The sequence below is a fragment of the Sodalis sp. C49 genome, assembly GCF_046352915.1.
In the GTDB taxonomy this organism is placed as follows: domain Bacteria; phylum Pseudomonadota; class Gammaproteobacteria; order Enterobacterales; family Enterobacteriaceae; genus Acerihabitans.
The window spans coordinates 5,244,787-5,257,060 of sequence record NZ_CP163303.1 but is presented as its reverse complement, the minus strand read 5'-3'; the positions used below and the strand labels follow the sequence as shown (position 1 = coordinate 5,257,060).

Sequence of the window (12,274 nt, the reverse complement as noted above, 5' to 3'; positions counted from 1 at the left end):
GCGCAAACCCGTTCATCTTGACTAATTTTACGACGAACACACTTTTTACTTTCAAAAATCGTTGACTCACTTGGCAGTATCCCTATAATGCGACTCCACACGGCGGGGTGATTAGCTCAGCTGGGAGAGCATCTCCCTTACAAGGAGAGGGTCGGCGGTTCGATCCCGTCATCACCCACCACTTAATTTTCTAAGTGGCTCCGCTGTGAGAAATAGAAGTAATACGCGGTAAGAAGTGGGTGATTAGCTCAGCTGGGAGAGCATCTCCCTTACAAGGAGAGGGTCGGCGGTTCGATCCCGTCATCACCCACCACTTCTTAAGTCGGTATTGTTTTGATGTTCGTTTACAGAAATGGGTGATTAGCTCAGCTGGGAGAGCATCTCCCTTACAAGGAGAGGGTCGGCGGTTCGATCCCGTCATCACCCACCATTTCTGTCCTTTTAAGTGGGTCGTTAGCTCAGTTGGTAGAGCAGTTGACTTTTAATCAATTGGTCGCAGGTTCGAATCCTGCACGACCCACCACTTTCAAGAATACCCCCCCAATCTTCAAACCAAGCCAATACCACAATATTTCGCGCGTCGTGCGGATTTGAACCTGCGCAGGTTCGAGTCGAGCGCAGCGAGACAGCGTTGCCGCCAGGCGACGACCCGAAGGGCGAGGCCAGCGGCCGAGTCATCCTGCACGACCCACCACTTTCAAGAATACCCCCCAATCTTCAAACCAAGCCAATACCACAATATTTCGCGCGTCGTGCGGATTTGAACCTGCGCAGGTTCGAGTCGAGCACAGCGAGACAGCGTTGCCGCCAGGCGACGACCCGAAGGGCGAGGCCAGCGGCCGAGTCATCCTGCACGACCCACCACTTTCAAGAATACCCCCCAAACTTCAAACCAAGCCAATACCTCAATATTTCGCGCGTCGTGCGGATTTGAACCTGCGCAGGTTCGAGTCGAGCGCAGCGAGACAGCGTTGCCGCCAGGCGACGACCCGAAGGGCGAGGCCAGCGGCCGTGCCCTTCGCGGCACAGACCCTCTGAAAAATCACCCTGATTAAATGCTTTTTAAACATGTACCTATCCCACAAGCGGCGCCGTCAATCGGCTCGCGGGGAACGCGAGCGGCTGGGGTGGCTAAAAAAAACTTATTAAATAGCTTGCTATTTAATATCGAGTTAACTAAATTACCTCCAGGGAACTTAGCAAGGCCGGAAAGACCCAGTTAACCTACAAGACACCGCACCTGTGCTAACGTTTTCAGGACAGAGTTACAACCAATTAAATAGTGTGCTATATATTATTTCACTATTTAATGATGTGCGTAGCATAACCGTCACCATCGCCCCCGGCGATACCTTTTATCACACAAGGAAATTTATCATGAACAAATTAACCACCCTGTTTACCGCTTCACTGTTGACGCTCGGCATGAGCAGCGCGTTTGCCGCGGCCCAGACCTCCGCCGCCGATCGCCAGGTCCAGGCGTTCCTGAACGCGTTAAACAGCCAGGGCGGCAAACCCATGGAGCAGCTTTCGCCGCAAGATGCACGCCAGGTATTGGTTGATGCGCAAGCCAACGCCAAGCTGCCGCCGGCCGATGTCAGCGAAAAAACCATTAACGTCGACGGGAAGGATATCTCCCTGACCATCGTCAAACCTGCCGGCGCCAGCGGCACGCTGCCGGTATTTATGTTCTTCCACGGCGGCGGCTGGATCCTGGGCGACTTCCCCACCCATGAACGCCTGGTGCGTGATTTGGTCGTGGAATCCGGAGCGGCGGCGGTATTTGTAAATTACACGCCTTCCCCAGAAGCGCATTATCCGGTGGCCATCAACCAGGCCTATGACGCAACGCGCTGGGTAGCCGAACATGGAGCGGAAATCGGCGTCGACGGCTCACGTCTCGCCGTGGCCGGCAACAGCGTCGGCGGCAATATGGCGACGGTGGTGGCGCTGATGGCAAAAGAAAAAGGCGCGCCGAAAATCCGTTTCGAAGCCCTGATGTGGCCGGTGACCAACGCGAATTTCGATACTGTTTCCTATAAAACCTACGCCAACGGCCATTTCCTAACGCGTAATATGATGAAATGGTTCTGGGATGCTTATACCAAGGATGTCGCGCAGCGCAAGGATATTCACGCCTCGCCGCTGATGGCAACCCCGGCCCAGTTGAAAGGCCTGCCGCCGACGCTTATCCAAACCGCCGAGCTGGACGTACTGCGCGATGAGGGTGAAGCCTATGGCCGCAAACTGGATGCCGCCGGCGTAGACGTTACCATCACCCGTTATAACGGCATGATCCATGACTTCGGCTTGTTAAACCCGTTAAGCCAGGTGCCGGCGGTGCGTTCCCAAGTCCTGCAGGCCGCGACCGAACTGAAAACCCATCTGCAATAAGCACTCCGTTGATGACCACCCGGGAGCCTGATGGCTCCCTTTGCGTTATCCGCAGCCGGGCTGTCAGCAAAATCTTTCCCGCATAAAAGCAATATACTCATCCTCGGGCAATTCGCGCCGGGCGCGGATAAATCCCCGGCTATCGTCCCCGATCAGATAACGCAAACGATCCGACCCATCGGTGGCCGCCTCATGGATAACCTTGGCCACATCCAGCGCACTGATGGTCCTGGCCGCGCCCAGCGCGGCAAATGCCCGCTGCGTCTTGGCGATAAAAAGCGCGTAATCGGTTAATCCTTTATCCTGGGCTTGATATTCGCCCTGGCGCTCGACAAACCGGGTTTCCGTCACGCCGCCGTGCGGGATAACCAGTTTTACGCCGATGCCCACCGCCGCCAGCTCATAGGCCAGCGCTTCGCTAAACCCCTCCAGGGCAAATTTACTGGCGCAATAAAGCGAAATCATCGGCAGGGTGAACAGGCCGGCGCCGGAACTGAGATTGATAATAGTGCCGCTGCCCTGGCGGCGAAAATGCGGCAGCAGCGCCCGTGTCACCGCCATGACCCCGAAAACGTTGACGGCGAACTGCCGCTGGATCTGGGCCTCGGTCACGGCCTCAAACAGTCCGAACTGGCCGAAGCCGGCGTTATTGACCAGCGCGTCGATAGCGCCAAAGCGTTGCATGCCGGCGTCGATGGCGTCGCCGATGCTGTGCGCATCCTCCACATCCAGCCTGGTCAGCAAGATATTATCGCGCCCGGCCAGCGGGGATTCCGGCTGCGGGTGGCGTAGCGTGGCGACCACGTTCCAGCCTTGATCGGCAAAATAGCCGGCGGCGGCCAGGCCGATGCCTGAAGAGGTGCCGGTGATGAGCAGGGTTTTTGCCATGGGTGACAGACTCCGTTGGAAAGGCGTGAATGCCTGCGGCCAGCATAAATCCGTTGAAAGCATGCAACAATAGGCCTAATTTGACATGATTTGATGCAGGAAATAGCACAATGAAGAATACGGCATTGTTCGAACTGCAGGCTATAGACGCGGTGGCGTCGGCCGGCAGTTTCCGTCAGGCCGCCAGCCAGCTCGGCATTTCACCGTCGGCGCTTAGCCACCGGGTGGCGACGCTGGAAAGCCGTCTGGGGGTGCGTCTGTTTAACCGCACCACCCGCAGCGTTTCATTATCCCAGGCTGGCGAACAATTGCTAAACCGGGTGCGCCCGGCGCTCAATGAAATCGATGCGGCCATGGAGGGCGTCAACCGGTTTCGCCTGACGCCGTCCGGGCGCCTGCGGCTCAATACCGCCGAAGCGGCGGCCAGGATGATCCTGCGGCCGATCGTGCTGGAATTTTTGCGCCGTTATCCCGATATGACGGTGGAGATCGTGGCCGACGGCCGGCTGGTGGATATCGTCGCGGAGGGCTTCGACGCCGGCATCCGGCTGGCGGAAAGCGTGCCGCTGGATATGATTGCCGTGCCCTGCTCGCCGCCGCTGCGTTTTCTGGTGGTGGGCGCGCCGGCGTATTTTGCCTTATACGGCCGTGCGCAGGAGCCGGGCGAACTTGTCCGGCACCGCTGCCTGCGCAGCCTGCTGCCCAGCGGCGCGCCGCTGCATTGGCAATTTGAACGACGGGGCGAAAAGCGGGTGGTGAATGTGAGCGGCCCGCTGACGCTGGATAACCAGCCGCTGATGATCGACGCAGCCCTGGCGGGCGCCGGTCTGGCCTGGGTGAGTGAATCGGCGGCGGCGCCCTATCTGTTGTCCGGCGCGCTGTCGCCGGTACTGGAAGACTGGTGTCCGCGGTTTGCGGGGCTGCGCCTGTATTATCCGGGACACCGGCTGGTGCCGGCCGGTTTACGCATGTTTATCGATCTTATCCGTGAAGTCATGGATAGTCATGGCGACGCCCGGACGCCGCCATGAAGAATGCGCGCAATGACGTTAGTGTGCCCCGCCCCCGCCGCCCTGGGCGCTGAACGGCGGTTTCGCCAGCCAGATAACCAGGATCAGGGCAAAAAACATCCAGCCCAGCAGGGTAAAGTAGTCAATGGTGGAGAGCATATACGCCTGGCTTTCCACCAGCTTATCCAGTTGCGCCATGGCAGTCTGGCTGGCGCCCCCCAGCCCGGCGATGTACTCCTGGGTGTTGGCGCTGTAGGGCGTGATGTTTTCCGTCAACTGCGCATGGTGGAAAATTTCACGCCGTTGCCAAATCCAGGTGGTTAACGAAGAGGCAAAACTGCCGCCCAATACGCGCAGGAAGGTTGCCAGTCCCGATCCGTCGGCAATCTCCCTTGGCGACAGGCTCGAGAGCAGGATACTGGTGGTCGGCATAAAAAACAGCGCCACGCCGATCCCCATAAAGCCCTGGATCATCGCAATATGATAATAATCCACCTGGGTGGTGAAATCAGCGCGCATAAAGCAGCTGACGCCGATCACCAGGAAGGAGCCGCCCGCCAGCAGCCTGAGGTCGAACTTATGGGCATAGCGCCCCACCAACGGCGACATGAATACCGGCAGTATGCCGATCGGCGCCGCCGCCAGCCCCGCCCAAACCGGTGTGTAGCCTAATTGGGTTTGCAGCCACTGCGGCAGTAACAGATTGATGCCGAAAAAGCCCGAATACCCCAATACCAGCGCCAGGGTGCCGAATGAAAAGTTGCGGTAGCGGAACAGTCGCAGATTAACGATGGGATGTTTATCGGTAAACTCCCAAATCACCAGGGCTGTCAGCGAGATAGCGGCAATCAGCGCGCCGATGATAATAAAGTTGGACCCAAACCAGTCCAGGTCGTTTCCTTTATCCAGCACCACCTGCAGCAGGCCGACGCCCACCACCAGCAGGCCCAGGCCGATATAATCTATAGGCTGGTGCTCCTGCTCCTCCGGGCGCCCCTTTAACTGGGCGAACACCAGCATGGCGGCAAATATACCTATGGGTACGTTGATAAAGAAGATCCACGGCCAGGTGTAGTTATCGGTAATCCAGCCGCCCGCCAGCGGACCGACAATGGGCGCCACCACCGTCACCATGGCCAGCAGCGACAGCGCCATCCCCCGCTTGGCGGCGGGATAAATCGACAGCAGCAGGGTCTGCGCCATGGGATACAGCGGACCGGCGAAGAACCCCTGCAAGGCGCGGAAAATGACCAATTGCGTCATGCTTTGCGAAATACCGCACAAAAACGAGGTGATGATAAACAGCAGCACCGACGCCAGGAACAGTTTGGTCTGGCCGAAGCGCCGCGACATCCAGCCGGTCAACGGCAGGGCGATGGCGTTGGAGACCGCGAACGAGGTAATAACCCAGGTCCCCTGCTCCGAGCTGACGCCCAGATTGCCGGAAATGGTCGGCAACGCCACGTTGGCAATCGTGGTATCCAGTACCTGCATAAATGTCGCCAGCGACAGTCCGATGGTGGCCAAGACCAGGCTGGGCGGACGAAACGATTGTTCACTCATGGCGACTCCGCATTAATTTTTACCCTGGCCGGCGGCCATGGCCTGCTCGCCATTTTCATGGATGATGCGGGCCACCAGCTTATCGGCTTCCACCAGTTGATGGTCGTAGACATCGGTGGCGAAACGCGGCTGCTCTTGCGGATTAACCGCCAACACGGGGCCGTCCTGGTTGTGCAGGTTCACGGTCACGTTGGTGGACAGCCCTATGCGCAGCGGGAATTTATCCAGATGATCGGGCTCCAGGCGAATGCGCACCGGTAAACGCTGGACAATCTTGATCCAGTTGCCGCTGGCGTTTTGCGCCGGCAGCAGCGAGAAGGCGCTGCCGGTGCCGACGCCCAGGCTTTCGACCTTGCCGCGATAGGCGACATCGCCGCCGTAAAGGTCGGCATCAATTTCCACGGGCTGGCCGATGCGCATTTTCACCAGCTGTGTTTCCTTGAAATTGGCGTCGATCCAGATTTGATCCAGCGGCACCACCGCCATCAGGGCGCTGCCCGGCTGCACGCGGCTGCCGACCTGCACGGAACGCTTGGCCACATAACCGCTGACCGGCGCCACCATGGTGCTGCGCACATGATCCAGATAGGCCTTGCGCAGCTGGGCGGCCGCGGCCTTCACATCGGGATGGGAACTGATGGTGGTGTCGTCCACCAGGGCAAACGTGGTGCTTAACTGCTGCTGGGCCGACGTGAGCGAGGTTTCCGCCGAGGTCAGCGCGTCGCGTGAATGCGACAGCTCTTCCTGGGATATCGCCCCGTCGCGCGCCAGGTTGGCCCGCCGCTGGTAGTCGTCCCGGGCGCGCTGCAGCTGGATTTTGCTCGCCGCCACCATGGCCTTGTAATTATCCACATTGCTGTATAATCCCCGCACCTGGCGCACGACCTTGGCCAGATTGGCCTCGGCGCTTTCCTGGTTGACGATGGTATCGCTGGGATCCAGGCGCACCAATACCTGGCCCTGGCGGACAAAGTCGCCGTCATCGGCGGCGATGGCGGTAACCGTACCCGACACCTGCGGCGTAATCTGCACCAGATTGCCGGAGACATAAGCATCATCGGTGGATTCAAAAAAACGGGCGTGCAGCCAATAATAAAGGCCAAAAGCAATAGCGGCCACAATAATTATCGCCATTAAAATCAACAACATCAGTCTGCGCTTACCCGACTTCGCCGGCGGATTGACCGGCGCGGCGTTGTTATCTGTTGGAGCGTTGGTGGAATTCTCAGCCATAAAATAGTTCTCAGTGTGCTTGATTCATGGCCACGTTTTGCGCGGCATTGGAAGAAACGGAAGAATGAAAGCCGCCGCCCAGCGCCTGCATCAGCAAGATGGCGGTGTCGGTACGATCGGCACTCAACGCGGCCAGCTGACGCTCGGCCTGGATAAGCTGTTGTTCTACGCTCAGGGCATCAAGATAGTTGCCGACGCCCGCGCTGTAGCGCTGCATGGCATTGCCCCATGAATCATTGGCGATATCCCGCGCGCGCATTTGCTGCTGGATTTGGATATCCAGTGAATTCAGGCGGGTAATGGCATCGCCAATATCCCCCAGCGCCGACACCAGCGACTGGTTGTATTGCGCCACCGCCAGATCGTAATCGGCATTGCTGCCGGCCAGATCGGCGCGACGGCGGCCGCCGTCGAAGATGGGCAGCGACAGGGCCGGTCCAATGCTGAAATAACGTTCTGGCGCGCCAAAGAACGCGTCTCCCACCAGCGATTTGGTGCCGGCGGCGGCGGTCAGGTTAATGTTGGGGTAAAAGGCGGTACGGCTGACCTTGATATCCTTGGTTGCCGCCTCGACCCGCCAGCGCGCGGCCACCAGATCCGGCCGGCGGCCGAGCAGCTCGGCCGGAAGCGTGGGCGGCAGGCTGACGACGGACGGCGCAATCAGCTTCGGCCGCGGCAGGCCGGCGGCGCGATCCGGGCCCTGCCCCAGCAAGACCGCCAGACGGATGCCGGCGGCGCGCACCTGCTGCTGGGTGTCGGTCAGGCTGGCTTCGGCCGAGGCCTCGAGGCTTTCGGTCTGTTGATACTGGAATTTACTGTCCAGCCCGGCGTTAAGACGCTTGGAGGCCAGATTCAGCATGGTGCGGGTGCGCTCCAGATCTTTTTGCGCCAGATCCTGCATCGCCCAGGCCTGGCCCAGGGTGTTGTAGGCGCGCGCCACGTCCGCGGACAACGTCAGCCTGGCCGCCTGGCGATCGACCTCCGAGGCGTTGGCCCGACCGACCGCGGCTTCCCAGGCGGCACGCTGCCCGCCCCATAAATCGAAGCTGTAATCGAAGTTCGCCGACAGGGTGCGCAGCGTGGCATATCTTTTACCTTGCCCGGTGGGATCGTCCACCGCGGACATGCGTTCGCGCGTGATGCCGGCGTTAGCATCAAGCGTCGGCATGCGATCGGCCTCGGCGGCCAGGACCGTGGCGCTGGCCTGGCGCGCGCGCGCGTCCGCCACCTGCAGATCGGGGCTGGAACGCAAGGCTTGCTGGATGAGCAGGTTAAGCTGCGGGTCGCCAAGGCTGTTCCACCAGTCGGCAGCCGGCCAGCCGGCGCTGGACAGGGTATTGGCCTTCAGCGTGTTTTCACTGTGCAGGCTGGCGACATCAAGCGTCCGGCCTTCGGTATGTAAACCATTTGGCAGGGCGCACCCCGCCAGGATCAGCGAGCAGAGCAACGGTAATAAACGAATGCGCAACGGCATAGTAAAATTTACTCCTTAAATACCGGCAGGGATCGCCAGCTTCTTCAGCAGGCGATCGAATTCATTAAGTTCTGAGGGTGTCAGGGGCGCCAGTAAATCATTAAAGGACTTGAGCGCTATCTGCGGGATCTGCCGGCAAAACGCATGCCCCTGCTCGGTCAGCGCCAGATGGAATTGACGTCGATCGGTGGTGCTGCGCACCCGCATGATCATCTTTTTATTCTGCAGCCGGTCCAGCATGCGCGACATGGCGCCGCTATCGAGGGAGATGCAGCGGCATAGCTCCGCCGACGTGGTTAAACCGTCCCGGTTCATCATCAACATGACCTTGAACTGGGCGGCGGTAATCTCGTAGGGTTCCAGATAGCGTTCAAGAATACGATCCTTGCACAGGTTCAACCGGTGGATTTGCCGTCCCCAGGCATAGACCTTATCAATATCGTCAGCGGAAAAATGGTCCATAATAATCTTTGCCTAGGCAGCTATTAGGCGGGGGACTATACTGCGGCTAAAGTACGTAAACAACCGTCAGTTTTGTAACCAAATATTTACACATGGAGAAATCGGCCGGCGCGGGCTTTTCCACATGGAGAAAAGCGCACTATTTGGTAAACCGACCAGCCTCGTTGGTAAACCGGCCAGCCTCGCCGGGCCAGCAGCAGCCGCAGGATCTCAGTCGTTGCCGATCGCCAGTACCGTCAGCACATCCTCCTCCCTGACGGCATAACCGCATTCAAACAGCATGCCCACCGGCAGCGCGGGCGTCAGTTCGACCTGCAGCTCCAGGGTGATGCGGTTGCCGGCCAGGCGGACCACGCGCGCGTCGAGAAAATCGAAGTAACGCTTGACCGAGGGATACAGCGCCTTGAACAGGCTCTCCTTGGCGGAAAACGCCAGGGTCAGGGCGACGGCGAAAGGCAGTTCCAGGGTGGCGAAATACTCGCGCTCCCAGGCGCTGATGATACCGGGCCACAGTTCCAGCGCGCGGGGACCGTTGATCAGTGTTTCGATATCTACGCCCAACCCAGATACCGGACGGCCTGGGCGCCGCCAGCCTATACCGATGGCCAGCGTGCCGTGATGGGTCAGCGCGCCCTGCACGTCGTCCGGCCAGGCCGGCGCCCGGTCTTCCCCCGCCAGCAAATCGAAATGGCGATAGCCCGCATCCTCTAATACGCGTCCGGCGACGATGCGCCCCGCCAGATACTCCCCGCGCCGTTTAACGGCGGCGCCGGCGATTGACGGCGGCAGCCTGATACCCCGGGCGGCAAAATCCTCATCGTGATATAAGGCGATGTCAAAGCGACAGGACCAGGCCCGCGCCGGCGCAACCAGGGTAAGCAGATCGGCGGGGCCGAACGGCAGTCCCTGGTCCACGGATAAAATACAGGAAACAGGGTGGCTCATATCGTGAAGGTATCCTTATCGGGTCAAACGCTCAGGAAAACCGGCGCTATCCGCATAAGTATAATCACATTTTGCCCGGCAGGCGTTCGGCCTGTTTAAACAAGGGCTTAATCAGGCCGTATAAGGCCGGATTGTCGCTTTCATCCTTCAGTGCGATGCCCGATAAACGCCGCTGCCCGGCCTGTTCAAGCAGCCATGCCAGTTTAAAGGCCGCCTGGGGATAATCCAGCCCCTCGGGACGGATATTGGAGATACAGTTGCGTTCCGACTCCAGGCGCCGGATATGGGGCTCCCAGGTAAAATAGATGCCCAGGCTGTCAGGCGAGGATAAGCCGGGCCTCTCGCCAATCAGGATTGCCACCGCCCGCGCCTGCAGGCAGGCGCCGATATCATCCCCCAGGGCCACCCGCGACTGGTGTGCCAGCACCACCGGCGCCATTTTCAGCCCCAACAGCGCCAGGTAAGGCGTCAACGCGCGGATAAACGGCACCGCCTGGCGATGTACCGCCTTCGAGGACAGGCCGTCGCCGACTACCAGCAGGATATCGGCCTGTTTATCCGGATACGCGGTTAACATCTTGCGGCTGTCGTCGCCAAGACGGCGGCCCAGGTCCGGCCGGCAAAGATAGGTCTCCCGGTTTTGCGCCGCGCTGTGCACCGTAAGCGTGGTTATGCCATCCGCTTCCAGCTGTCGCGCCAGCGATTCGCTGTCAAAGGGTTGATGCACCGCGTCGCGGGCCTGGGCATGGGCCAGCCCGAAGTTGAGCAGTTCACGGGTAGGCAGGCTGGAGCCGGAACGGCCGAGCGCGATGCGCGCCGCGGTAAACTCCCGCAGGCCCTCCCAGGGGTTGGCATGGACGCTATTGCCCACCGGATATTTGCCGGCCGGCGGCGGGACAGTTTTACTCATGGCTCACTCCAGGACATGATGTTGCAGCAGGGGATGCTGGCCGCTGGTGTCGCGCAGCATCCCGTCGGCGTTGATAATCTGCATACGCTGCAGCCAGGCGGAAAACTCCGGGGCATGTTTGAGCCCGAACAGCTCGCGTACATACAGGGCGTCATGGAACGACGTGCTTTGATAATTCAGCATGATATCGTCCGCGCCCGGCACCCCGATCAAGAACGTCAGCCCGGCGGCGGCCAGCAGGGTCAGCAGCGTGTCCATATCATCCTGGTCGGCCTCGGCATGATTGGTATAGCAGACATCGCACCCCAGCGGCACGCCCAGCAGCTTGCCGCAAAAATGATCTTCCAGCCCGGCGCGGATAATCTGTTTGCCGTCATAGAGATATTCCGGTCCGATAAATCCCACCACGGTATTGATAAGCAAGGGTTTAAAGCGGCGCGCGATGGCATAGGCGCGGGCTTCGCAGGTCTGCTGATCGACGCCGTGATGGGCATTGGCCGACAGGCAACTGCCCTGCCCGGTCTCGAAGTACATCACGTTGTCGCCCAGCGTGCCCCGGTTCAGGCTCAGCGCCGCCTGCCGGGCTTCATCCAGCAGCGCGAGGTTGATGCCGAAACCGGCGTTGGCCGCCTCGGTGCCGGCTATCGACTGGAAGACCAAATCTACCGGCGCGCCGCGCTCAATCAGCTTGATGGTATTGGTGACATGGGTCAGCACGCAGGATTGGGTGGGAATGGCAAAACTGCTGATCACGTCATCGAGCATATAGTTGAGTTTTTCCAACAGCGGCAGGCTGTCGCTGGCGGGATTGATGCCGATCACCGCATCGCCGCTGCCATACAGCAAACCGTCGAGCATGCTGGCGGCGATGCCTTTGAGATCGTCGGTGGGATGATTGGGCTGCAGCCGGACGCTCATATGGCCCGGCAGGCCGATGGTATTGCGAAAGCGGGTGATCACGCGGCATTTTTTCGCCACCAGGATCAGATCCTGGTTACGCATGATTTTGCTTACCGCCGCGGCCATTTCCGGCATGATGCCCGCGGCGACCTGGGTCAGGCGGGCGCTGTCGGTGCGCTCGGACAGCAGCCAGTCGCGGAAATCGCCCACCGTCAGGTGGGCGATGGGAGCAAAGGCCGCCGCGTCGTGACCGTCGATAATCAGGCGCGTGACCTCATCCGTTTCATAAGGAATAAGCGGCTGCTGCAAAAATACCGTCAGCGGCACATCCGCCAGCGCAATGCGCGCCGCCATACGCTCCTCGGCGCTGCCGGCGGCCACTCCGGCCAGGTAATCGCCGGAACGCGCCGGCGATGCCTTGGCCATCAGTTCGCGCAAATCGGCAAAACGGTAGCTGCGATGACTTAGCGTGGCGTGAAACATCAACCCTCCGGG

General features: G+C 59.8%; 10 protein-coding genes, 4 tRNA genes and 3 other RNA genes. 9 read left to right on the top strand and 8 right to left on the bottom strand.

From position 1 onward, the window contains the following. The first annotated feature begins 105 nt into the window (after positions 1 to 105). From ABUK12_RS23850 to ABUK12_RS23815, 8 genes are all read left to right on the top strand, one after another. Positions 106 to 181 (top strand) — tRNA-Val (locus tag ABUK12_RS23850). A 56-nt stretch (positions 182 to 237) separates the two neighbouring features. Beyond that, a tRNA-Val gene (locus tag ABUK12_RS23845) sits at positions 238 to 313 on the top strand. A 41-nt stretch (positions 314 to 354) separates the two neighbouring features. Further along, positions 355 to 430 (top strand) — tRNA-Val (locus ABUK12_RS23840). Between the two features lie 17 nt (positions 431 to 447). Then, positions 448 to 523, top strand: a tRNA-Lys gene (locus ABUK12_RS23835). Between the two features lie 45 nt (positions 524 to 568). Beyond that, positions 569 to 694: non-coding RNA, RtT sRNA (locus tag ABUK12_RS23830), on the top strand. Positions 695 to 738: 44 nt separating this feature from the next. Continuing rightward, a non-coding RNA gene (locus ABUK12_RS23825) (RtT sRNA) lies at positions 739 to 864 on the top strand. Positions 865 to 908: 44 nt separating this feature from the next. Further along, positions 909 to 1,036: non-coding RNA, RtT sRNA (locus tag ABUK12_RS23820), on the top strand. A 389-nt stretch (positions 1,037 to 1,425) separates the two neighbouring features. Beyond that, complete coding sequence (locus ABUK12_RS23815; RefSeq protein WP_410016758.1) at positions 1,426 to 2,394, top strand: alpha/beta hydrolase; 969 nt, start codon at positions 1,426 to 1,428, stop codon at positions 2,392 to 2,394. Between the two features lie 63 nt (positions 2,395 to 2,457). Here ABUK12_RS23815 and ABUK12_RS23810 read toward each other — a convergent pair whose 3' ends face one another. Beyond that, on the bottom strand, positions 2,458 to 3,282 hold the full coding sequence (locus ABUK12_RS23810) for an SDR family oxidoreductase (protein WP_410014141.1): 825 nt from the start codon (positions 3,280 to 3,282) through the stop codon (positions 2,458 to 2,460). 110 nt (positions 3,283 to 3,392) lie between these two features. Between ABUK12_RS23810 and ABUK12_RS23805 the strand changes: the two genes are divergently transcribed. Further along, on the top strand, positions 3,393 to 4,313 hold the full coding sequence (locus tag ABUK12_RS23805) for a LysR family transcriptional regulator (protein ID WP_410014140.1): 921 nt from the start codon (positions 3,393 to 3,395) through the stop codon (positions 4,311 to 4,313). A gap of 18 nt (positions 4,314 to 4,331) precedes the next feature. Here the strand turns inward: ABUK12_RS23805 and ABUK12_RS23800 are convergent, their stop codons facing one another. The 7 genes from ABUK12_RS23800 to ABUK12_RS23770 form a co-directional block, all read right to left on the bottom strand. Further along, a complete protein-coding gene (locus tag ABUK12_RS23800) occupies positions 4,332 to 5,855 on the bottom strand; it encodes a DHA2 family efflux MFS transporter permease subunit (protein ID WP_410014139.1) in 1,524 nt (507 codons plus the stop codon). 12 nt (positions 5,856 to 5,867) lie between these two features. After that, positions 5,868 to 7,088, bottom strand: coding sequence for an efflux RND transporter periplasmic adaptor subunit (locus ABUK12_RS23795; protein ID WP_410014138.1), 1,221 nt, complete (start codon positions 7,086 to 7,088; stop codon positions 5,868 to 5,870). Positions 7,089 to 7,098: 10 nt separating this feature from the next. Then, positions 7,099 to 8,562, bottom strand: coding sequence for an efflux transporter outer membrane subunit (locus tag ABUK12_RS23790; RefSeq protein WP_410014137.1), 1,464 nt, complete (start codon positions 8,560 to 8,562; stop codon positions 7,099 to 7,101). A gap of 15 nt (positions 8,563 to 8,577) precedes the next feature. Beyond that, a complete protein-coding gene (locus ABUK12_RS23785; protein WP_410014136.1) occupies positions 8,578 to 9,024 on the bottom strand; it encodes a MarR family winged helix-turn-helix transcriptional regulator in 447 nt (148 codons plus the stop codon). A gap of 210 nt (positions 9,025 to 9,234) precedes the next feature. Beyond that, positions 9,235 to 9,969, bottom strand: a complete 735-nt coding sequence (locus ABUK12_RS23780; protein ID WP_410014135.1) for a 4'-phosphopantetheinyl transferase — start codon at positions 9,967 to 9,969, stop codon at positions 9,235 to 9,237. Between the two features lie 64 nt (positions 9,970 to 10,033). Beyond that, on the bottom strand, positions 10,034 to 10,840 hold the full coding sequence (eutC, locus tag ABUK12_RS23775) for an ethanolamine ammonia-lyase subunit EutC (RefSeq protein ID WP_410016757.1): 807 nt from the start codon (positions 10,838 to 10,840) through the stop codon (positions 10,034 to 10,036). A 42-nt stretch (positions 10,841 to 10,882) separates the two neighbouring features. Next, positions 10,883 to 12,262 (bottom strand): ethanolamine ammonia-lyase subunit EutB, encoded by a 1,380-nt coding sequence (locus ABUK12_RS23770; protein WP_410014134.1) that lies wholly within the window; start codon positions 12,260 to 12,262, stop codon positions 10,883 to 10,885. Between the last annotated feature and the right edge of the window lie 12 nt (positions 12,263 to 12,274).